Annotated in this window: 23 protein-coding genes; 11 read left to right on the top strand and 12 right to left on the bottom strand. The window is 65.9% G+C overall.

Going from position 1 to position 21,460, the window contains the following annotated elements; translation table 11 throughout:
• The first annotated feature begins 714 nt into the window (after window positions 1–714).
• Window positions 715–999 carry a hypothetical protein gene (locus VFI59_11970; GenBank protein ID HET6714411.1) on the top strand — a complete coding sequence of 95 codons (285 nt, stop codon included), beginning with the start codon at window positions 715–717 and terminating at the stop codon, window positions 997–999.
• Between the two features lie 614 nt (window positions 1,000–1,613).
• On the opposite strand, the gene VFI59_11965 is transcribed toward VFI59_11970, so the two are convergent.
• Window positions 1,614–2,204, bottom strand: a complete 591-nt coding sequence (locus VFI59_11965; protein ID HET6714410.1) for a hypothetical protein — start codon at window positions 2,202–2,204, stop codon at window positions 1,614–1,616.
• A gap of 399 nt (window positions 2,205–2,603) precedes the next feature.
• Complete coding sequence (locus VFI59_11960; protein HET6714409.1) at window positions 2,604–3,284, bottom strand: hypothetical protein; 681 nt, start codon at window positions 3,282–3,284, stop codon at window positions 2,604–2,606.
• A gap of 340 nt (window positions 3,285–3,624) precedes the next feature.
• On the opposite strand from VFI59_11960, the gene VFI59_11955 reads away from it, so the two are divergent.
• On the top strand, window positions 3,625–5,190 hold the full coding sequence (locus VFI59_11955) for an adenylate/guanylate cyclase domain-containing protein (protein ID HET6714408.1): 1,566 nt from the start codon (window positions 3,625–3,627) through the stop codon (window positions 5,188–5,190).
• Window positions 5,191–5,514: 324 nt separating this feature from the next.
• Here the strand turns inward: VFI59_11955 and VFI59_11950 are convergent, their stop codons facing one another.
• The gene (locus VFI59_11950) at window positions 5,515–5,748 is read right to left on the bottom strand and encodes a hypothetical protein (protein HET6714407.1); all 234 of its coding nucleotides are present in this window, start codon (window positions 5,746–5,748) and stop codon (window positions 5,515–5,517) included.
• A 194-nt stretch (window positions 5,749–5,942) separates the two neighbouring features.
• Here VFI59_11950 and VFI59_11945 point away from each other — a divergent pair, with 194 nt between their 5' ends.
• The gene (locus tag VFI59_11945; protein ID HET6714406.1) at window positions 5,943–6,761 is read left to right on the top strand and encodes an aquaporin; all 819 of its coding nucleotides are present in this window, start codon (window positions 5,943–5,945) and stop codon (window positions 6,759–6,761) included.
• Window positions 6,762–6,956: 195 nt separating this feature from the next.
• Here the strand turns inward: VFI59_11945 and VFI59_11940 are convergent, their stop codons facing one another.
• Window positions 6,957–7,403: a hypothetical protein gene (locus tag VFI59_11940; protein HET6714405.1), complete on the bottom strand. Its 447-nt coding sequence runs from the start codon at window positions 7,401–7,403 to the stop codon at window positions 6,957–6,959.
• A 71-nt stretch (window positions 7,404–7,474) separates the two neighbouring features.
• Window positions 7,475–7,891 (bottom strand): CBS domain-containing protein, encoded by a 417-nt coding sequence (locus VFI59_11935; protein ID HET6714404.1) that lies wholly within the window; start codon window positions 7,889–7,891, stop codon window positions 7,475–7,477.
• A gap of 1,163 nt (window positions 7,892–9,054) precedes the next feature.
• Between VFI59_11935 and VFI59_11930 the strand changes: the two genes are divergently transcribed.
• Complete coding sequence (locus tag VFI59_11930; protein ID HET6714403.1) at window positions 9,055–10,347, top strand: adenylate/guanylate cyclase domain-containing protein; 1,293 nt, start codon at window positions 9,055–9,057, stop codon at window positions 10,345–10,347.
• Window positions 10,348–10,506: 159 nt separating this feature from the next.
• On the opposite strand, the gene VFI59_11925 is transcribed toward VFI59_11930, so the two are convergent.
• On the bottom strand, window positions 10,507–10,761 hold the full coding sequence (locus VFI59_11925; protein ID HET6714402.1) for a YciI family protein: 255 nt from the start codon (window positions 10,759–10,761) through the stop codon (window positions 10,507–10,509).
• 24 nt (window positions 10,762–10,785) lie between these two features.
• On the bottom strand, window positions 10,786–11,277 hold the full coding sequence (locus tag VFI59_11920) for a hypothetical protein (GenBank protein HET6714401.1): 492 nt from the start codon (window positions 11,275–11,277) through the stop codon (window positions 10,786–10,788).
• An 809-nt stretch (window positions 11,278–12,086) separates the two neighbouring features.
• On the opposite strand from VFI59_11920, the gene VFI59_11915 reads away from it, so the two are divergent.
• A complete protein-coding gene (locus tag VFI59_11915; GenBank protein ID HET6714400.1) occupies window positions 12,087–12,965 on the top strand; it encodes a phosphotransferase in 879 nt (292 codons plus the stop codon).
• A gap of 221 nt (window positions 12,966–13,186) precedes the next feature.
• On the opposite strand, the gene VFI59_11910 is transcribed toward VFI59_11915, so the two are convergent.
• Window positions 13,187–13,660 (bottom strand): GNAT family N-acetyltransferase, encoded by a 474-nt coding sequence (locus VFI59_11910; protein ID HET6714399.1) that lies wholly within the window; start codon window positions 13,658–13,660, stop codon window positions 13,187–13,189.
• 301 nt (window positions 13,661–13,961) lie between these two features.
• On the opposite strand from VFI59_11910, the gene VFI59_11905 reads away from it, so the two are divergent.
• From VFI59_11905 to VFI59_11895, 3 genes are all read left to right on the top strand, one after another.
• On the top strand, window positions 13,962–14,393 hold the full coding sequence (locus VFI59_11905) for a group 1 truncated hemoglobin (protein ID HET6714398.1): 432 nt from the start codon (window positions 13,962–13,964) through the stop codon (window positions 14,391–14,393).
• A 164-nt stretch (window positions 14,394–14,557) separates the two neighbouring features.
• A complete protein-coding gene (locus VFI59_11900) occupies window positions 14,558–14,908 on the top strand; it encodes a hypothetical protein (GenBank protein ID HET6714397.1) in 351 nt (116 codons plus the stop codon).
• Window positions 14,909–14,971: 63 nt separating this feature from the next.
• Window positions 14,972–15,277, top strand: a complete 306-nt coding sequence (locus tag VFI59_11895) for an antibiotic biosynthesis monooxygenase (GenBank protein HET6714396.1) — start codon at window positions 14,972–14,974, stop codon at window positions 15,275–15,277.
• Window positions 15,278–15,419: 142 nt separating this feature from the next.
• On the opposite strand, the gene VFI59_11890 is transcribed toward VFI59_11895, so the two are convergent.
• Window positions 15,420–16,679 (bottom strand): hypothetical protein, encoded by a 1,260-nt coding sequence (locus VFI59_11890; protein HET6714395.1) that lies wholly within the window; start codon window positions 16,677–16,679, stop codon window positions 15,420–15,422.
• Window positions 16,680–16,847: 168 nt separating this feature from the next.
• On the opposite strand from VFI59_11890, the gene VFI59_11885 reads away from it, so the two are divergent.
• Window positions 16,848–17,327, top strand: coding sequence for a CHRD domain-containing protein (locus VFI59_11885; GenBank protein ID HET6714394.1), 480 nt, complete (start codon window positions 16,848–16,850; stop codon window positions 17,325–17,327).
• Window positions 17,328–17,485: 158 nt separating this feature from the next.
• Here the strand turns inward: VFI59_11885 and VFI59_11880 are convergent, their stop codons facing one another.
• From VFI59_11880 to VFI59_11870, 3 genes are all read right to left on the bottom strand, one after another.
• Window positions 17,486–17,641 (bottom strand): hypothetical protein, encoded by a 156-nt coding sequence (locus VFI59_11880; GenBank protein HET6714393.1) that lies wholly within the window; start codon window positions 17,639–17,641, stop codon window positions 17,486–17,488.
• Between the two features lie 272 nt (window positions 17,642–17,913).
• Window positions 17,914–18,096, bottom strand: coding sequence for a hypothetical protein (locus VFI59_11875; protein HET6714392.1), 183 nt, complete (start codon window positions 18,094–18,096; stop codon window positions 17,914–17,916).
• 173 nt (window positions 18,097–18,269) lie between these two features.
• The gene (locus tag VFI59_11870) at window positions 18,270–18,575 is read right to left on the bottom strand and encodes an antibiotic biosynthesis monooxygenase (GenBank protein ID HET6714391.1); all 306 of its coding nucleotides are present in this window, start codon (window positions 18,573–18,575) and stop codon (window positions 18,270–18,272) included.
• Window positions 18,576–19,071: 496 nt separating this feature from the next.
• Here VFI59_11870 and VFI59_11865 point away from each other — a divergent pair, with 496 nt between their 5' ends.
• Window positions 19,072–19,941, top strand: coding sequence for a hypothetical protein (locus VFI59_11865; GenBank protein ID HET6714390.1), 870 nt, complete (start codon window positions 19,072–19,074; stop codon window positions 19,939–19,941).
• Window positions 19,942–20,117: 176 nt separating this feature from the next.
• Window positions 20,118–21,440: a sulfatase gene (locus VFI59_11860; protein HET6714389.1), complete on the top strand. Its 1,323-nt coding sequence runs from the start codon at window positions 20,118–20,120 to the stop codon at window positions 21,438–21,440.
• Window positions 21,441–21,460: the final 20 nt, after the last annotated feature.

The raw sequence follows: 21,460 nt of genomic DNA, 5'->3' as shown, positions 1-21,460 counted from the left end.
AGGCATTCCGCAACTCTGCCCCCGTTGCGAAGCCGCGACAAGGTCGGGGAACGTTCCTCCTCCGTCGTGGTGGGGTACACGGGGACTACGGACCGAACTGACGTACTTGAGGAGATCCAATGGGTCGTTCACTGATCCTCGGATGGTCTGGGCAGTCCCTCAAAGTCAGATCCGTTTGACTCGAGACGGGCGGGGTAACTAGTGGACCTCTTCGACGACTGGCTGCACTCGATGGGGAGGTCTGGCGTCCATGGACGACTTCATGATCGTTCGATTCGCGCTCGACAACGTTCGCCCTCCCGAGATCGCTCTGAAGGCCATGGAGGCCTTCGATCGCATCGTTGACGGGAGGGCCGTTGGGGACACGGAATCTGTGGACTGGGCTAGATATATGCGTTCAAGGACACTGCCGAGTCCCAAAGAGGATTCAAGACCCGTTTCGACAGCGGGCCGGTGGGTAAGTGGCGAGAAGTCAAATGTCCGCCCGGCGGGTTATCACCATCAGAGCGGACCGTGATGTGTTCGGCGGGACGGGGAAGGCTCGCCGGGCACATCACTTCGCGTTCGTGACGACCAGATGTTGTCTCTCTCGGCGAGCCGCAGCGCGTGAGCTGCTCGATGCGAGGGTCGAGTGAGCGAGCCCGCTCGGTTGGCGCCCGCTGAGCCGAGAATACGCTCATTCATCATGGGGACGCTATCCGGAAGGGGGCAAATGTGGCTAAGGGCAACAGGAAGCGGGTCAATAGGGCGATGCGCGTTCTGGAAGGGGCGGATGCGGATCTCGCAACGTTAGCTGAGCTGTCGGCAAGCATCCAGGATGCGCAGGCGGAGTTCGTGCGGGCATTGATAGAGATGCAAGAAATGCAGATGAGCTTCAATCTCCGGTACCTCCAACTGCAGAACTCGATGCAAGAGGATAGCCGCCGGTTCACTGCACTGAGCAACATCATGAAGACCAAGCACGAGACGGTGAAGAACATGATCGGCAACATTCGCTGACCGGATCCGGCGGATCGGGCGAAGCAGCTTGATCCGGCGGATACCGCCCTCGTTGGGGCGCGGGCCGCGAGAGGGGGCTCAACGTCGTGTGGTTCGAGCTAGACCTGCCGGCGCCGGGGACGTGAGGATGGCCGGGGTCGTGACTCCGGGCGCACGCCAATCCCCATGGACCTCAGGGCGGGCAGAGGCTTCACCGCATCGGGCGTGGACGCGTGGCTTCCACCCGGCCCGGTCGCGACGTCGGTCGAGGACCAGCGACACGATCCTGGCTCCGTGCCGCGTGGTGCCGCCGCCTGAACCGGATCCGCCCAGTCTTGCGGGCCGGGACTCCGGCTCAGATGCTCGCCACATCCGAGGGTGTGCTCGCTTGGCGACTCGGTTCTGATGCGGCCGCCGCCGTCAATCTCGGGCCTGGGCCGGCGTCGGTCGATCTCGCAAGTGAGGTCGTGCTCGCATCAGAACCGTCGCGTGAGGGCCGCGCATTGCACGCGGTGCTGAAACTGTGGGATTGCGTCGTCGTCCAGACACGCCAGGCCGGCGGATCTCGTCGCCCACATGCGAAGGCCAAGCGTCGCGCTGGCTCTCGGCCAGGATCCGAGCGACTTGCTCAACCTCTAGAGCATCTCCTTGCGGGCCTGCTTCGCTCGGTCCGCTCCGATCGCGGTCTTCGTGTGCTTCTGTTCCTCGGGGGGCGGGAGGACGGCGGGCAGACCGAGCGACTCGAGCCAGAGCTCTCGAGCCCATCCCATCGTGTGGTACAGGTGCTCGTCCTCCTCCTCTTCGACCTCGCCGTAGGCCTCCTTCAGCACTTTCGCCTCGACGCCTTTCAGGTTGTGCGCGACTTCCCCGATCAGCTCCCAGTTCATGTGGTCCTTGGTTTCGGCCTCGACCACGCACTCGGCAGCGACCAGCTGGGCCGTGGCCGGGTCGGAGGCGAGAGCCGTCTTCATCGACGTGACGAGCGTCTCGGCCTTGCTTTTCACGATGTGCCGGCCAGGGGACTCGCGGTCGGGTTCGAGGCCGAACGTGTCGAGGACACGAAGCATGATCGTCTCGTGGTTGCGCGTCTCCTCGAGATACCTCGTCCATTCCTTCTGCAGGTCGTCGTTACGAGCGCACTGCACGGCCGTCTCGTAGATCTGCACGCCGCCCTGCTCGGTCTCGAGTGACTCATAGAGCAACTCTTCCATCTGGGCCCGGTTCATGGTGACCTCCCTTCGGCTCGTTCCCTAGCGGGTGACAGCGCCTAGCCGTTCCTGGATCTCCTTCAAGCTCTTCGCCCGGCGATCGCCCCGACCACCAGACCGGTGATGCCAAGAACGACTGACTCGCCCATGGGGTCTCCTTGTGATGGCGACGAAAGGATGCCCGAACTCGGCAGCGGGCAAACCTCCTCGTGCCTGCACCAGGCGTCTGGCGCATCGCTGCAACCCGATGACCCCGTTGAGGCACAGGCGTACGGTGCACTCCTCCTCCGAAGAGGACGAGACGGAAGGCAGCCTCGATCGCGGGGGCTGACGCATGAATAGCTATCCCCTGATCTCTGAGCAGGGGCTCACCGGCGACCTACACACCGTGACGATCGTCTCCACCGGAGGAACCGTCTAGTTGCCAACGAGCCGGTCGTAGTAGGCGCTCGCGATCTCTCGAGCTTGCTGCACGGTGACGGATCCCGGGGGTCCCGCGAGATCCATCGTGTAGACGGATGAACCGAGGGTGAACCCCACCCAGTAGCTGTCGCGGGGGATCTGGTTCGGCGTCCCAGCGGCCTCGATGGCCTCGGCCGTCGTGAGCCGGCGGACACCGCTCGCATCCGGGATGCCAGGCACGTCGAACTCGCTGATCACCGTGGCACAGCTCTCGGGGCATGGCTTCTTCGCATCCGTCACGAGCCAGTCGAGCGCGCTCGTCGCCTCGTCCTCGGATCCGAGCTCGTAGAACGAGCTGAAGATGTGAGGCACGTCCGGCGAATGCGTCTCTCCGATGAAGCGCACCTCGGTCCCCGCCTCTTGGAAGCCCGCCTCCCGGAAGACCGTGGTCATCTCGTCTCGGTCGGCATCGACCATGTGTTGGCTGAAGAGCGAGACGAACGCGTCGATCTCCTCTGCGGTTTCCCGCACCTCGACGGGGTCGATCGTGCTTCCTGGAGCATCCGCGGCCGTGACGAATCGCTGGGCGAGCGACGGTGGGGCCGGCTCGCCACCGCTGCAAGCGACGACCGCGACGGCTGTCACGAGCACGGCGAGTCGGATGGCGTAGCGCATGAACGATGGGCCCGAGCCCACGGACCCTCCCTTCCGCGGTTCGCGGCGACCGTACTCCGCGCTGATCGACGATGTAAAGGCGCTTCGGGGACGCTGACGTCCTTGCCAAGCGGGTCCGATCCTCTAGCGGGCAGCGGCGTCCGTTCACAGAGGAGAGGGAGTTCGGACGAGTGTTCGGCGCTGCTCCTACCTGACGCGCAGACACTCCCTTCCCACCTTGACCCGCGGGGACGTAACTCGGAACATGGGAGCATCGCTGGGCCGCGAAAGCGCTCTGGTGCGTTCGGGCTGGAGCGCGGGCGTCGTCGACTAGATCGCCCCCAGGGTTGCATCCGAGCGGTGTCTGTGCCCAGGATGCCGAGTGAGCTACTCGACGGGCGGCCGTCGGCTCGCCACCGTGCTGTTCCTGGACATCGTGGGTTCGACGCACGTGGCCTCGGACCTCGGCGATGCCCGATGGCGCACGCTGTTGACCCGCTTCCGTAAGGTCGTCAGTGCCCAACTCCGGGCACATGGCGGGCGTGAGGGCAACTTTACCGGTGACGGCTTCCTGGCGACGTTCCCCGAACCAGCACGTGCGGTCGCTGCCGGCGTGGGAATCGCACGCAACGTTCACGACCTCGGCATCGACGTGCGGGTCGGGCTCCACACCGGGGAGGTTGAGACGATCCAGGGCGATCTCGGCGGTGTCGCAGTACACATCGGCGCCCGTGTGATGGCTCTGGCCGCAGCCGCCGAAGTCCTTGTGACGAGCACGGTGAAGGATCTCGTGCACGGGTCGACGATCGAGTTCGACGACCTGGTGTCGCACGAGCTGAAGGGCGTCTCAGGGACCTGGCAAGTGGCTGCGGTCCGTTCGGTCGATGGGGAGCCGGCTCCTCGTCCGATCGATCCGGCCGACGCGATAGAGCGGCTGGACGCCATCGAGGCGGACGAGCGGAAGGCCACCCGCCGTCGCACGGCCGTCGTGTCAGCCGTCGTCTTCGTCGCGGCCGTCGTCGGTCTCGCGGCGCTCATCGCCGTCGTCGGAGGACCGAGCCCGTCCTCGACCGTCAGCTTGGTCCGGCTCGACGCCCGGACGAAAGAGATCGCCGCCACGGTCGACGACGGACTCCTATCAGACCACCTGTGGCATGCCTTGTCGGTCGAGAACGGCGCCCTGTTCCAGATGACCCCGTCGGAGGTGCGTACACGCGATCTGGAGACCGGCGCCATGCGTGACACCTTCGACGTCGGCGACGACCACCAGAGTTCCGTGATCGGCTTCGGGTCGGAATGGCTGGGATCCGACGCCGACGCCGACTCACTCGTCCGCGTCGACTTGATATCGGGCGAGCCGGTGACGTCGCTCGACATCCAAGGCGGCGTCGCCACGCTCGCGATCGGACAGGATGCCGTGTGGTTCGTTACGACGAACGGTGTCCTCGGCCGCGTCGATCCGGTGACCCTCGAGGTGCAGCGGTGGCCGTCCGACGCGGTCTCTCCGGGCGCCGTCGTGCCGTTCGCCGACTACGTGTGGATCTGCGACTGCGATAACCGGCAGATCTTTCGGTTCGCCGTCGCCTCCGAGCGGTACAGACGATTCGAGATTCCCGAGGAGGCTTTCCTCGTCGGACCGATGGGGGAGGAGGCGCCCGCCCAGCTCTGGCTCGTCGACCAAGGTGCGTCGACCGTGACTCCGATCGATCCGCGTACGGGCGAGCGTGGCCGCGCGGTCGGGTTCGAAGGGACGATCGCAGATGCCCAGGTCGGCCTCGGCCACATCTGGGTCGCGGCCGCCGATCATGTCTACGTGCTCGACGCGAACGACGACGAGGCCGACGTGGTCGATATGGCGATGCCGGATGAGTTCTTCGCCTCCAGCGTCGCGATCGACGCCAACCACGGGGCCGTATGGATCGGCACATGCGGCTGCCCGCTGGAGTGACACTGCGAGCTGAGCGGACCCTCACCTCGATGACCCGGCCTATGCCTGCCCAACATCTGCATAACGACCCGAAGGCACTCCAAGGTACTCACAGTTGAAGGAGGAGGTCGATCTTCGGCGATCGAACCCGAGGCAGTGGAGTTGGTCGGTGAGGGAGCCGAGCCAATCAGGAGTTGGGGCCTCCAGACCCGACGAGTCACCCCTCGGGTACGAAGACTCTGAGGCGGCCGGAACTTGCATCCTCGACCCTATTCACCGCTCGGCGAGATACCAACTGCTCCAACTCCGTGGGGCCTTGATGTCGGATCTGGCCTGGGAAGTCAGCTAACAATCGCGCCACTTCACGACGTCCGCGAGATCCCACAGGGCCCAGCCCGGAGCGATGATCTCCGCCGCCGGGAAGTTCTCTTGCTGCGCGACCACCTCGAACTCTTCCATCGTCATATCGAGCAGTCCGAGCATCGCATCAACATCGAGGAAGCCGTGACTCTCTATCAACGACTGTCGGACGCCTTCAAGGAAGGCGTCAAGCTCCTCCGGAGCGATCTCGTCTTCCACCACTTCAGCTTGGGGGGGTCCAGGCAGATCGACAGACCCGAAGCCTAGCTCTCACCACCTCCCAACGTCCCACGCTCGCACCGCCTGTGCCTTGATCCACCTTGGCCGGCTCGCCCCGAGACATATGTCACGGCCACGAGGGGCGGATTGACATCCTCGATCTGCCGGGTGACGGTTCCGGGGGAGGGGGAGTCATGTCTGAGGCAGGATCGGGAGCGACCGGGCGCGTCGAGCGATGGTTCGAGGGAGAAGTCTTCCAGCCGATGGAGGACTTCAAGGATCCGAAGCAGGAATGGCGCCGGCTATTCTCCGAGTTGTTGGGCACGTTCTTCCTCGTGCTCGTCGCCGCGGGCGGGGGGATGATGGGCCAAGCATTCCCCAACACCATCAGTCGGACGGCGGCCGTCGTCGCGCCGGGGCTGATGGTCCTGGCCATCATCTTGTTCATGGGCAAGGTGTCCGGCGCCCACCTCAATCCCGCGGTGAGCCTCGCGTTCTCGCTCCGGGGGGACTTCCCGTGGCGACGGGTGCCTGGCTACATCGTCGTCCAGCTGGCCGGTGCGGCGCTCGCGGCGTGGTTCCTCCAATCGGTCATCCACGTCTCCGCGACGTTCGGCTCCAACTACCCGGCAACCGGCTACTCGTCGTTCGACGCCTTCCTGATGGAGGCGGTCCTCACGCTGGGTCTCGTGAGCGTGATCCTGGGCACGGCCTCGGGTGCGCAGAACATCGGGATCGTCGGGGCCTTCGGCGTGGGCGCGTACATCGCCCTCGCCGGCCTGTGGGGCAGTCCGATCTCCGGCGCGTCCATGAATCCCGCCCGCACCTTCGGTCCGAACCTCGTTGGGGCGAACTTCACGGATTACTGGGTGTACGTGGCTGGACCGTTGGCCGGCGCGCTTCTGGCGGCCGGCGCAGCGTTCGCACTTCGAGGGTCCGGGGGAGGACGAGCGGGGTCGGGGGCCGCTCAGGGAGCTCTGGACACCGAGGTCGCGCATCCGGAGGAGTCATGAGCGATCCCATCCGACGGCGCAAGGTGGTGCAGACATCGACCACGACGAGGGTGCTCCGCGTAGAGCGCGGCCATGAACGCGCATGACCTCACGGACGTATCTGTCGCCTCAGGCGCGCCCTGATTCCACCTGCACCTCCCCGGAGCGCGCCGAGTCACACTGCCAGTGAACACGTCCCGACTCGGGGCGTCGCCGTCACTCAGTCACACCGAGCATGGATCTCACAACATGCTGGTGGAACCCGACGAGCCGACGCTCTTGCACCTCTGCCTCGGCGGCGAGCCGCGCGAACGGCCACCGATCGAACCCAGGATCGGCCGCAGCAACCTGGACCATCGTCTCCCAGACGAGGCGCTTGCCTCGAACGCCGACGATCAGCGCCTCGACGTCTTCAAGGGTCGACGGCACTGGCTCGGGCAACGCCCGGCGCACCCAGACGCCCAGTGAGGTCGCCGCTCCGAAGGCTCGAGAGGCGATCGCCACCGGCTCGACCGTGCGTCCGGCCGCGACGATCGCCTCCCGAAGGATCCGCTGCTCGTCGGAGATGCGAGTGACCAGTTCCTGTATGTAGTCCTGCAGCTCACCCTCGGCGTGGCGGTGCAGGCGACGAGCCGTCCGCAGCCCGACCTCTGATCCGATCAAGTGGTCCTCGAGATACGCTCGGAGAGGACGGTCGCGGTTCAGCGCCGGGGACTCCTGGGACGACGCCACGTTCAGCCGGTCGGCTCAGCGGAGCTGATGTCGGCCAAGGCCGACGACGGGTCAAGCGTGACCGCGAGATCGCCGATGCTCACGATCCCGATCGGCCGGCCCGCTTCCACGACCGGTAGTCTGCGGACGGCGGCCTCTCGCATCCAGCGCACCGCCTCGGTCGCGTCGTCGTCGGGGGAGAGCACCTTCACCTCTGTGGTAGCGATCTCCGAGGCGGGCGCGTTCGGCGATTTCCCCTCGGCCAATCCGCGTACGACGATGTCTCGATCGGTGAGGATGCCGAGCAGCCGCTCGTCCTGGACGATGATGACATCGCCGATGTCGTGCTCCCGCATCGCCTTGCTCGCCTCGATCAGCGAGTCCTCGACCCCGACTGTCACGAGGTCCGAACTCATCACGTCGCGCACGATCTGTGCCATGACCGCCTCCTCAACCTCAGTAGCAGATGATGCGATACCCACCCCCACGTCAGAGGAAACGGCGGAGGCCAGTGCTTGATCGGCCGAGCTCCCGATAGGCGAGCACGACACTCGCCCAGCCGGTGGCGACCGAGATCAACGACGGCCCGTTCGACGGTCAACTGCACGTCGGTGGCTTGTCCCACTCCTGCCGATGCGTGACGCGGCTGGCGACCGCGCGGAGGCGGGCAGGGCAGTCTGATGGCCACGACACCTGGGGGTTTCCTGATCTCGGTGTCTCCTCTCGTCCGGCGCCGTGTGGGGCGCCTCCGGGGAATCCCAAGGGCTAGCCCGTGCAGGGCGGCACGACCTACACGTTCGTGACAGATGGGATCGAGGCCGCACTCGAATTCGCTCGTGCCGCCGGCCCTCCGGTCGTCATGCTCCGTTCTATGAACACTGTCGGGCTGATGGCCGTGATGTTGACGTGGTTGACCGGCAACCGCCTCACGCTCTTACGTGGGATGCGCCCCTAAGTCCCAGGGTTGCCTTGATCACGGCCATCGGAGCCGGCGTGATGGCGACCTGCAGCCGAGTTGCGGCTGCCCGAGCCCGTGTCGATGCCGCTGCCAGCTGCCTTGGAGAAGCCGTCTCGCGAGTTGGGCAGCACCCCGCGTCCGCGTGCCTGCATGCCGGTGGAGGCTTGCGGTGGGTGGCTGGTCCCGACGAAGACGAGGCGTTCGACCCTAGCGCTCGAGACGATGAGGGCATAACGCGATAGGCGAAGGGAGGTGTTCCTGATGATGGACGGATGGGACTGGTTCTGGGGAGTCTTGATGATGCTGCTGTTATGGGGAGGTCTCGCCGCGATCCTCGTGTTCGCGGTCGGAACGTTCGCCTCTCGCTCCCACCGACGATCAGACGAACCGACCGATGCTCGAACCATCCTGGAGAACCGCTTCGCCAGGGGTGAGATCTCCCAGGAGGAGTTCGAGGAGCGGAAGAGGGCGTTTGGGTCCCGAGCCGCATAGCGCCTTCGAGGCGTTCACCTCCGGCCACCGTGAGGTCCAGGATCCATTTCGATCGAGGCGGGTGATCGAGGCATGTCCAGCGGTTGGAGCGGTGTCGTCTCTCCTCCCGCGACGGTGCCGCGGGGGAGAGGCGTCCCCGACCACCTCTTCGCGATGCGTCGAACACTCCGATTCTCCGACGCGAGGGTAGAGCGCAGCTTTCAGGAGCAATACTTCCGCGACAACGTCGGATACGTCCGCACCGCCCTCCTGTTCGCGATCGGTGTGTGGGCATTCTTCGGCCTGCTCCCCCTACTGACGAGGGGGAGCAACGCGGTGGCAGACGAGGGGATGGCGTGGCATCTCGTCGTCACCCTCGGTGCCGGGGTCGGCGTCGCGTCGCTGAGTCTCGCATCTACCTTCGTTCGCAGTTACGCGGGGTGGTGGCAGTGGGCGATCGTCATCCTCGTGCTCGTGAGCACCTCGCTTGCCGACATCCACCGGATCGTGACGCGCCATCCCGAAAACTGGACCGGCGTCGTCAACCTGATGCTGGTCCTGGCCTTCACCTATGTCCTGTTCCGTCTGCAATACCCGTACGCGGCGCTCGGGGGCGTCCTCGTCATCGTCTACTACAACGTCATCCGGGTGATCTTCGAGACCGCCGGAGACATCGAGTTGCTCCTTCCCGACATCTACCTATTCGCATTCGCGGTCGCGGGAACCGCGGGGGCCTTCGTTCTCGAGCGATTCGCGCGGTTGCTGTTCTTGCGCGAGCGACAGCTCGATCGTGAGCGCGAACGGGGCGACGCGCTGTTGCGCAACATCCTCCCCGAGCCGATCATCGACAGGCTGAAGACTCTCGAACCGGACATCGAGGACGCCCGGATCGCCGAATGGTGCCCCGACGTCACCGTCCTGTTCGCCGATCTGGTCGGCTTCACTGCTCGCGCGGCAGACATCGAACCCGATGTACTCGTCGTCACGTTGGACCAGGTGTTCGCGCGACTGGACCAACTCGCCGATCGGTGCGGCCTGGAAAAGATCAAGACGATCGGCGACGCGTACCTGGCGGTCGCAGGCGTTCCGCGATCGCGGTCGGACCACGTAGAGGCCGCGGTCGAGATGGCCCTCGGGGCACGCGAGAGTCTCTCGGACTGTCGATGGCCCGGCGGCGAAGCGATCTCCGTGCGCATCGGGATCGCGTGCGGGCCCGTTGTCGCCGGCGTGATCGGTCACCGCAAGTTCGCCTATGACGTCTGGGGCGACACGGTGAACGTGGCCAGTCGGCTCGAGTCCGCCGCCGCGCCGGGAAGCATCCTAGTATCCGATGCCGTCTTCAGGCGCCTCCGAGGCAAGTGCCTATTCGCACCACCTCGTGTCGTGGACCTGAAGGGCAAGGGCCACATGAAGGCTCACACCCTGCTCGCCAGCAGGGTCGCGGCGCCTGATGTGGCCCTTGCATAACACTTGCATAAACAAGCCGGAGGCACTCCAAGGTAGACAGTGAAGCGAGTCTCGAGCCGCCGCGTTTGGAAGGGGTTTGATGCGCTCCCACGGCCGGCGCATGTCGTCTCGACCATCTCGCCATGGGAGCCTCCTCACCTGAAGGTCGCGAGGGTGTGTTCAGTCGATCATCCACTCCTTGACCCAGCGGCCCTCCAGGAGATCCTCCCGGACGAAGGGGTCATCGGCCACGAGTCGCTCGGCCCCGGCAGCGGAAGCGACATCGAAGGTGATCAGGCCTCCCGATCTGTCCGCGAATGGTCCGCCGAGATAGTGCCCCAACCCGTGTTCGTGCCAGTAGGCGGCGTGCTCGGGCGCCGTCGCTCGCACGCGATCGGGTGCATCTCTCATCAGGTAGAAGTAGAGGAAGCGCATCGATCTCCTTCAGCGTGCGGCTTCCTACGCCATCGGGCCGGCATACTCTGCGCGCCGGTAGAGCATGAGCGCGAGCATGGCAACGAACCCAACGATGCAGTAAAGACCGCACTGCGCGCCCTCGACGACACCGAACCAGGCCAGACAGGCGAACGGGATGACTGGAAGCGCCATCGCTGCCGCCATCTCCCAGCTGCTCCTTCGGCTGTGACCGCGACGCCGCATCCAGGGGATCATTGGGAGCGACATCCCCACGGCGACCACGAGTAGTGTCTGCACGGGATACCGGATCAGTGCCTCTTCCCACGAGATCGGCTCGACCATCAGGTTGACAATCGTCATGTAGAGAGCTGCGGCTGCGACCATACCGACCGCCATGACGGCGGCCATTTCCGCGTAGTGCCTGCCGAAGTGACGCCAGGGATGGTGCCGTGGCGTCACCGCTGGTTCGGTCCGTTGCGCACCCTTGCTCGAGTGCCCGGCCGACGGACTTCGTTCCAGATCTGTGACGGTCATCTACCGCACCTCGCTCCTGCGTCTGTGCCCGAGTCTGCCTTCCTTCGATCGGCGCACCACTGCGGACAACCCCCACGCACAGAGAGCGCAACAGGCCGCTGCACCGACCACCCACAGGAGAACCATCGCCCATCACCTCCCCGTCGGCGCTTGCGGGCCGGAGCCGGAGGACCCTCGCACCGACAACCTTGCACACGACACGATGGCGAGCCACGGCCAAGTGGGGTAGGGCCGCATGGCCAGGTTCTACGGTGCCGAGTGTCCTCGGGTTCCGCAGCAGCCAGGGGTCGACTCGGAGACCTCTCGATCGAACGTCGTCGCTTAGCAGCGGCCGATTCGGAGGTACTGCACCAGGATCGGGAGCCTGGCCCAGGCTAGCCGTCCGTCGGACCCCGCAGGGGGGTACACGAGGCCGGCATGCACATCCTGATCCCGGGTGACGGATCAAGATGATCCAGTTCTCTCGATGAACAGCGCCCAGGCCCAGGGCAGCGCTACCTCTCTGGGGACACCAAGGACACCGAAGGGCCACGGTCTCGTTCAGTATCTGAGTCTTGTGGCGCGAGCGAGCCAAGTGGAACCCGAGTGCGTACGTGTGTCCTCCGCTGGTCCACACGAGAACGAGGTGATCAGAGAAGATGCTGCCATCGTTCGTCGCCGGATCTGCGTAGACCGCGCGCATCGTCCATCCGCCCGCGTGAACGCTCCCGAGGCGGACCTCGCTCGCTCCGGCGTACCAGCACGGGAAGCGTACCCACCCGCCCGCTCTCCACGGGAGGCGTCTCGATTGGTGAGCGAAGATGACGCCCATGAGTACGGGTGGACCTGTCGACATCGACGCCGCTGAGTCGTGGGTACGTACTCGGCTGCCGATCACCGGGCCGCTCGAGCACTTCCAGACCGAGCCGTGGGCCGCCGTCTTCCGTGCCCCCATCGACGGCGAGGTCGTGTGGTTCAAGGCGTGCGCACCCCGGCCGGCCTTCGAGGTGTCGCTCACGGCTGCGCTGTCCACCAGGTGGGCGGCCGTGACGGAGGTGATCGCCCACGACGCCGACCGCCGGTGGCTCTTGATGGCCGACGCCGGCGAGCCACTTCGAACGCTCGGCAACCCGCCTGAGCGCTGGCTCCAGATCTTGCCGACGTACGCGGAATTGCACATGGGCGAATCGGCACGCGCCAACGAACACCTCGCCCGCGGCGCACCTGATCTCCGTCTGGGGCTCCTCCCAGCCCTCTACGACGAGTTGCTGCTCGCCGAGCTGCCCCTCGAGCCTGCCGAGAAGTACGCCCTCGAAGCATTCCTCCCAAGCTTTTCGGAGCTATGCGCGGAACTCAGCGCTGCGATGATCGGTCCCACCGTGCAGCATGACGACCTTCATATGAACAACGTCTACCTGAAGGAAGGCGTGCTCAGGGTGCTGGACTGGGGTGACGCGTCGATCGCGCATCCGTTCTTCTCGTTGTTCGAGACCTTCCGATTCCTCGTCGAGATGAACCGGCTACCGGCTGGAGATCCCTGGTTCGCGACGCTCCGGGACGCCTACCTCGAGCCGTGGGGCCGGGCCATCGGGCGACCTTCGACCTCGCCCTTCGGGTCGGTGGCATCGCGCATGCGATCGCATGGCTCCATCAGCGGGACGCGCTGCCAGAGGAAGATCGACCAGGATTCGACAGATGGTTCGCCGTGATCCTGCGACTCGCGCTGCGACGAACCCTCGATCCCTCCCACCCCTGATCCCGCAAGGGGTCTCCGATCCTGGGGGTCGTCCGTGTCGGTTCCAACATCCGCGAGTACAAGGCTGACGAGAGCGGTGTGTTACGCGCACGGATCGACTCGGCAGGTCAGGGCGTTAGCTAAGGAGAGAGATTCTCCTCGCCCAACAACGCGAAGGTCGGGGGGTCAAGTCCCTCAGCGCCTGCCGCGAGCCTCGTGCTTCCGCAGATCCAGACGAAGGACGACTTCCTCGTCATGCATCTCGCCCGTGCGCTCGAAGCCGTAGCGTTCGTAGAAGGGGATCGGCGATCCGTCGCCCCCGACCGCGCTCGTCGTGATCGAGTCGACACCCGGTCGATCGAGGAAGTACCGGACGATGAGGTCGAGGGTCGCCGTTCCCACTCCCTGACGCTGATACCGCTCGTCGATCAAGAGCTTCCACACGTAGCGGGGGATGTACGGCTCCTCGACCTCGTCGGCGATCATCACGAACCCCACCGGCGTCTCGTCTCGATAGACGGCCCACGAGATCGCCTGCGCGCCGGGTTCTTCCGCCGCCTCGGCCAAGGACTCCGGCACCGTGCTCACGAACCTGCGTTGGCCCGGCGCGAGGCGCAACGCCAGCACGGCGTCACGATCGGAGTCCTGGAGGTCCCGCAAGGTGATCATCGGACGAGGATACTGTCGCTCGGCTCGCCGCCCCGACCGGACGACCCGGGGGTGACGAGGGGCTGACGGCCTGGTCGAGGCCGACGGTGCAAGGTCTCATCGGATCACCGATCGTAGGTCGGGATCGACGGGGAGACCCGCGGGAAGTCCATGGCAGATATCCTGGATCCTCTGCATCGATGAACCTCGCGGCGGCCCGCAACGGTATCCACTCGTACAGGCCAGCGAGGGGGTCTTCGACCAACCCCTGACCCGGCCCGCCGGAAACCATGCCCGTGCACGGGCCGAGGGAGGGAACGTCATGGCTGAGCCAAGCTTGTACGAACGATTGGGTGGCGTATTCGCCATCGCTGCGGTGGTCGATCACTTCAGCGATGCGGTCGTCCAGAACCCCATCGCCGGCCGAGCATCGAAGAACCCCGAGCTTCGTGAATGGCACACCGACCAACTGGACAGACTGCCTGGCCTGAAATTCATGCGCACGCTCTGGGTCTGCAACGTCGCCGGTGGCCCCTTCGCCTTTACGGCCACGAAGCAGGGAAGCACCCCCCTCGGTCTGGAAGAGGCCCATCGCGAGCTCCACATCACCCCGGAGGAGTTCGATGAGGTCGCGGCGGAACTGGGACGCACGCTCGATCACTTCGGGGTCCCTTCGCGTGAGAAGAACGAAGTCCTGGAGGCGTTCGCGGCGCACAAGGGGGAAGTGACCGAGGGATCGATGGCCTCAGCCTGAGAGAAGCTCGACCCGGGCTGGGGTCATCACGGTGTCACCTGGTTCAAGGCGGACACGTCGAAAGGGGGAGGCCCGCTCGCGCGGATCCCATGCGGGCCTGTCCTTGCCCTCCTGGGTTTCTCCCGGAAGCGGATTGGGGTAACGCCACAACCACAGGTGAGCGGGTGGCGTCCTACACGGTCAACGACGGAGCGGTCCAGAACGCCAAGCGACTCATCGAAGCACGCCAGTACGTCGTCAGGAGTGAGTGGCGGACAGAACAACCTTCGGCCGAGGACGAGAACGCCTACCTCGATGTGCACGGCTGGGAGGGGTACGCGCAGTGGTTCCTCGGCCTCACCGTCGGGGCCGCCGAGGAGACGAAGGCGCGTCATGCCTTTGTCTACGGCGACTTCAAGCGCATCCATCGATCAGGCTTGATCGCGTGCGTCTACAGAGCGTCCGAGTGGGACCACAAGGAGATCGAACTCGCCGCGCACGATCTCCTGCAACTCCTCGACGCCAAACGCTCGTAAGCCAGGGTCGGCCGACACTGAGGTTGTGGACCTCTCGCTGCCGGCATTGGTACCGTGCGCCTCGTGACATACGTACTGCTCAATCGGCTGACCGCCAAGCGGGGCGAACGGAACCGAGTCGTTCAGAACCTGATCGAGTCGGGGAAGCTGTTCGATGAGAATGCTGCCTGCCTGCTGTACCTGGTCGCTGAGCCCGCCGACGACCCCGACCACATCTGGGTCGTAGACCTGTGGACCTCCGAGGAGGAGCACACCAAGGCTCTACAGGCTCCAGAACTGCAGCCTCACGTCGCGGAGACCGTGCCGCTGTTGGAGGGGATGCCGGAGCGGATCGAGCTGCATGCTCGCGGTGGCAAAGGTCTTCCCTGAGCCGGGAATCGGGTGACGGGATCGCCCAGGCCTGGGCAACCGCGCAGCGTCGCAGCCTTACGGCCCGGTCGCCTTCAGGACTCCGTCCGGAACCGCCTCCGTGCTCGGAACTCGAACCAGCGAGGTTGCTGGCACCACCGGACTAGAAGCTGTACGGCGCCAGCATCCGCGCCATGTCGACGGTGTCGAAGTCGGTGACGCCGTGCCGAGCCTTCCACAGCGCGAGGGCCTCGTCGATCAGCGTCTGGGCGGTGGCACCGGTGTGGACGGTGACGCCGGCCGGGGTGTTGCCCGGGTAGGCCCCGGTGCCCAGCCAGCAGATGGTGACGTTCTCGTAGAGATCGCCCGACCGCTCCGGCAGCATCGGACCGTCGGCGGAGTTGAAGTCGCCGACCATCGAGATGATCGTGTTCCGTATCGCCAGGTATGGCGAGTTGGTCTGCATCTTGTAGATGTAGCCGGAGGTGAATACGTCCGAGGGCTGCTTGTGCCCGCCCGGCCCGGAGGTCAACTTCACGACGCAGTTCTCGACGGTCTGGGTGTTGGCTGCCATCGGGGATCCGGTCTCGTCGTTGGCCCGGGTGGACAGCAGCGTGTGCCCGTCCTCGAACAGGCAGTCGAAGAGGTGCAGCTGGCGCTGCTCGTCGTTCTCGATGCCGTCGTCGCGATTCTTCCAGAACCAGCTGTTGCGGATGTAGATGGTTCCGGTGGCGGTTCGGGTGCCGTTGCCGTAGACGCCGAAGCCGTCCCAGGTGTTGTGGCAGCGGATGCCGTCGACCACTGCCCAGGACCCGTTGGCGAAGTAGACCCGGGGGTCGCCGTCCATGTTGGCGTTGCCCATGATCTCGTCGTAGGCGAGATCGGGGTCCATGCCGTCGTCGATCAAGCCCTGGATGTATGAGCCGTGCTTGAGATCGGTCCATCCCAGCGTGGTGGACTGGTCACCGGTGACCTTGGCGCCGATGATCGCCGGGGCGGTGGCCGGCGTGGTGTAGCCCAGCCGGATCGGCCGGGAGTTCTTCTGGTGGTTGGTCGGCGCGCCCGGGTTGTTGTACCGGCCGGTCGGGTAGGTGTCCGGGCTGGTCGCGTCGCAGTCGAAGTGCCCGGACGCGGTGAAGTCTCGCATGTCCCAGGTCTTGGACGCGCTGGGCGAGGCCTCCCAGTACCCGTTGCCGTCGCTGCCGTGGTCGATCCCGGTCGGGGCGGTGAGGTTCGTCCGGGCCAGCAGGTCGGCGGTGGGCAGCCCGAGCGAGTACCGCGGGTCCGTGGACGGCTCGCCGCCGGCGTCACGCGCCTCGTCCGCACTGCACGCGGCCAGCCCGAGGACGGCGGCCCCGAGCACGCCGCGGCCCGCCCTGACCAGGAACACTCGCCGCCCGATGGGCCGGGTCTCGACGCTCATGCACCGATCGTGCTGCGGCGGTGCCTGCGGGTCAAGGCGGATCGCGCTTCATCTCGTTCTGGGCCCGGGGCCAGGTGATTCGCGAGGATCCGCGACCTGGCCTACGGTGTTGGGGATGTCGCACGCCCGGTGGGAGGGTCTCGGCGCACAGTGAAAGGAGTTGGCGTCATGTCAAGACGGACGCGAATCGTGAGGGGCATCGTGCTTGTCACGGTGCTGGGGGCCCTGATCCCTATGGGCGAGGCGTTCGGTGGCGGTCCCGTCACGATCGGCCCGGTGGGGATGTTCGGGGGTCAGGAGGTTCCCGGGCCAGGCGATCCCAACGGCGGAGGCGACGCGACGTTCGAGCTGGATGCCTCGAACGGGAGCGTGTGCTTCGAGTTGCTCTGGAACAAGATCGGTCGCCCGATGGCTGCGCACATCCATCGCGGTCAGGCGGGGGAGGCGGGTCCGGTCAAGGTGACGTTGTTCAGTTCCCGCCACGCGTTGCCTGCGACGATCAACCACGTGCACGGCTGCGCCGAGGGCGTCGACTCCGAACTGATCCAGCGGATCATCGACAACCCCGGGCGCTACTACGTGAACGTGCACAACCGGCGGTACCCGGCTGGCGCGATCCGAGGCGAACTCGCGGGAGGACCATCGTAGGGGAGTAGACGAAGGAACTGGGCGGGTCTCTCTCTCGCCCGGTTCCTTCGATGTTCTTGCTCGCAGCGTCACCGAGCTGATGGTCATGTACCTCTTCACGGGGCCAGCATGTTCCGGCTCGCCCTCCGTGACAACGATCGAAGTGACTGCTGGGGGTACTACGAGCGGAGCGCTGTTCTGAACCCCGCCGGCGGGTATATCAAGAGGACGGCAAGTCCGAGGAACCCCGCGCCGATGAGGATCCCCACAAGGGTGGTGGCGGAAAGGAGTAGTGCGGCGACGATCACGGCGGCAAGTATCCAGAGTGATCTCATCGGACCTTCTCTCGTTCAGCTCAGGCGCTAGCATGGGCGGGCTGGTATCTCCCAGCTCTCGCCGGTGCTCTCATCCACCAGCCCTCTCGGTGTAACTCCAGCGAAGACGGTTCCAACTGACCGGCTGGCAACTCCAGCCGACGATTGTGCGGAAGCCCCAACAGACGGTGGCCTGGAAGTTCCAACAGACGGGCGACTGGATCTGGCAAACGTCATGCTGAGACAGGCCTAAGCGCGGACCGCCATTTCGTGGCGGTGCTCGGGTTCGGTCATCATGGCCGGCCCGAGCGAGATGGATCGTTCGCAGGTTCGTAAGCGGGACCGCTCGCGAAGAGGCCGTGGGCAGCCCCTCGTTCCGAGGGAGGAACCATGCCCATCACCCAGAGCATCGTCACGATCGCGAGCGCGACGACGGCGATGAAGACGAGCCCGATCCCTGCGAATGCAGCCAACATGTCCTTCTCCTTCCCGCAAGGCCCTCGGCGATCAGGCTTTCGGCGGGTCGGAAGGGTGATCGGTGCCTTGACTTACATCATCTCACGTATGGAGTGGGGCAGGACGGCGAGGTCCCTGAACGAGAAGGGAGCCCACCGAAGTGGGCTCCCGTTCCTCGCTCGGTACCGGTCGGTCAGAGCGTCGCCGGAACGCCTTCGTAGAAGGCCAGGTCGCCGATCACGCTCGATCGCAGTTCGACCCGGTCGCTGAGATTGTCGCGCACCCAGCTCGTGGCCACCGGGGCCGCCGCTTCGGCGTCCTCGCGGGTCTCCCACATGCTGAACGACAGACATGACTTGCCACCGAGGTCGGCAAGGCCGTACCGGATGAACCCGGGCTGCTCCTGGAAGGTCCGAAGCATGCCCTGACGGGCGAGGTCGGCGATCTCCTGGAAGGATCCCTGCTTGATCTCGTAGGTTGCTACGCGCACGTGCTTCATGTGTGTGCTCTCCTTTGTTTGCTCGATACGTGTTGCCCCTGAACATCTGGGGCCAACGTGAGCCAGATCGAGAGCGGAACCCGCTCGGGGTATCAGGCCTTCGCTGGGACCAGCGGATGGGACCGGATGGAGGCGAGTCCCCGTCAGTAGGTCTTCTCCCGACAGGTACGGGGGTCGCGTCTACCTCCAGTGTACGTCTTCCTCCGATAGCCACGACGGCGGGTTGAGAGTCGGTCGACGGATGACGAGCGAGAGCCGCCCGGCGAGCAGGAGATCGAGCGCCCCTTCCCGACGATCTCGTATGCCACATGGCTTTGCCCTGTCGTGACCGAGGCAGCACATGTCGAAGGCCCACCGTCGACGGGCTCGAGACCCGGAGCTCCCCTGCGCGCCGTAGGCCGTTTCTCCGGGGGCGATGGTGGTAGTGTCGCGACGAGGGGAAGAGCGAGCGTGTGCCCTGACGGTGCAGGACGGGGCGATCTCTCGGGGGTAACCGATGGCGCATCGACCGGTGCGGCGGCGCGACGATGTCGTCGATGTTCGGGATCCGGCGGACGCCTCGGTCGTGTCATCGAGCGCGACCCCGACGACCCGCGGGCCCGCCGACGGCCCGGTCACGACGATCCTCGTTCGTCCCGAGACGATCGCCAAGGCGCTGCTCATCGCCGTCGTCGCGCTCACGTTCGCCGGATTGGCCGCGCGCGGAGCTCTCTACCTCTGGCCGCAGGAGGTCCTCCTGCACCCGCTGCGCGTCTTCGACGTCGGTGCGGAGCGCAGCATCCCCACTTGGTTCCAGAGCATCGCGCTCGCGATATCGGCCTTCCTGCTCGGGACGATCGCCCTCGCTGTGAGGCAGCGCGGAGACCGATGCGCTCTGCACTGGGGCTCGCTGGCAGCCATCGTGCTCTTCCTCTCGGTCGACGAGGTTGCTGCGATGCACGAGTCGGTCGGATCCGAGCTCAAGTACCTGCTCGAGACGACCGCGGGCATCACGCCCGGCGGCGCGATCTCGTTCGTCTGGGTCGTGCCGGGCGTGTTGGTGGTCGCTGCGGTGGTCGTGACGTTCGCCAGGTTCGTGTGGCGCCTGCCGCCGGCGACGCGCCGGCTGATCCTGATCGCTGGCGGTCTCTTCCTGGCCGGCGCGTTCGGGCTGGAGATGGTGAGCGCCCAGATCGTCTCGCTCGCGGGCGGGGTGGCCGACTGGCAGCAGGCGGATGGCGCCTCGAAGGTCGCCGTCGGCCTGCTGACGTCCGCCGAGGAGATGCTGGAGATGCTGGGCGAGGTGACGCTGGTCTACGCGCTCCTCCATCACCTCCGTGACCACGTCGGCGCGATCGACGTCGGCTTCGTTCGCAGCGTGCCGTAGCGGTTCGTGTCCTGCTGGCTCCGGCCGCACCGATCACGCGGCCCGAGCTCGACGACCTCTTCGACGCCGGTTCCGAGCGGGCCACCATCGACGACGAGTGAGTGGCTCGATTTGACCCGTTCCCTACGCCGGGCTAGACGTGGGGAACATCGAACGGCTCCCGAAGGGACCCAGCCATGCCCGACGTGGTGCTCATCGTCACCGACGACCAGCGAGTTCACACCGTCGACTGGATGGAGGCGGTGCCGAGGCGGATCATCGAGCGGGGCGCCAGGTACACGAACGGCATGATCCCGACGTCGGTGTGTTGCCCATCGCGGGCGTCGATGCTCACCGGCTTGTACGCGCACTCGACCGGCATCTGGTCGAACGGACGCAGCGACGACATCGGCGGCACCGGCGGGTGGTCGACCTTCCACGAGGGGGGCCTGGAAGAACGAACGCTCGCCGTGTGGTTGCGGCAGGCCGGGTACCGAACCGTGCTGGTCGGCAAATACCTCAACGGTTACGACGAGTCGCCACCCGGCTACGTACCACCGGGATGGAGCCGGTGGCACGCGTTCGCGGTCCGGAACGGGGCGTACTTCGACTACCAGCTCCGCCACACGGACGGATCAAAGACGAGACACGGCCACGACAGCGCGGACTACTCGACCGACGTGCTGGCCCGCCTCGCTGCGCGAGCGATCCGCAACGCCCCGGCCGACCAACCGCTCTTCTTGATGTTCACGCCCTTCGCCGTGCACGGACCGGCGACGCCGGCGCCCCGGCATGCGGGAAGCGCGACGGTCGGCCCGTACCTCGCGCCTCACGTCAACGAGGCCGACGTGACCGACAAGCCTCCGTGGATCGCCGAGCTGGACCCGGTCTCGATCGAGAACATCACCGAGCAGCGGCGAAACACCCAGGAGGCGCTCCGCTCTGTCGACGACGCGGTCGATACGGTCCTCGACGCGATCGACGAGCATCGTGACCTCAGGGACACGCTCGTGATCTTCACGAGCGACAACGGTCACTTCTGGGGCGAGCACAGGCTCAGAGGCAAGTACATGCCGCACAACGGGGCCTCGCGCGTACCGCTCGCGATGCGATGGGACTCACACATCGAGCCCGGCACCCAGGATCGCCGTCTCGCGTTGAACATCGACGTCACCGCGACGATCGTCGAGGCGGCAGGCATCCCGGCCCCGTACGGCATCGAAGGGATCTCGCTGCTCGGAACCGAGCCACGTGAGGGCTTCGCGCTCGAGGCCGCCGTCACCGACGGGAGCGACGGGAACGGCCAGCGGGTAGCGAGACCCGCGTACTGCGGCTTCCGGACCCGCGGATGGCTCTACGTGCGCTACTCGGGCGGATCCGAGGAGCTCTACGACTACCGGAACGATCCGTGGGAGCTCACGAACGTCGCGGGCGACGAGCGGCACGCGGACCGGCTCGCCTGGATGCGGGAGCGAACCGACGAAGAGTGCCAACCTCGCCCGCCCGGCTTCACGTGGTGAGACGAGCCCGGCGTCAGAGT

The sequence above is a fragment of the Actinomycetota bacterium genome, assembly GCA_035697485.1.
Taxonomy (GTDB): domain Bacteria; phylum Actinomycetota; class UBA4738; order UBA4738; family HRBIN12; genus JAOUEA01.
This window is presented reverse-complemented; position numbering and strand designations above follow the sequence as displayed.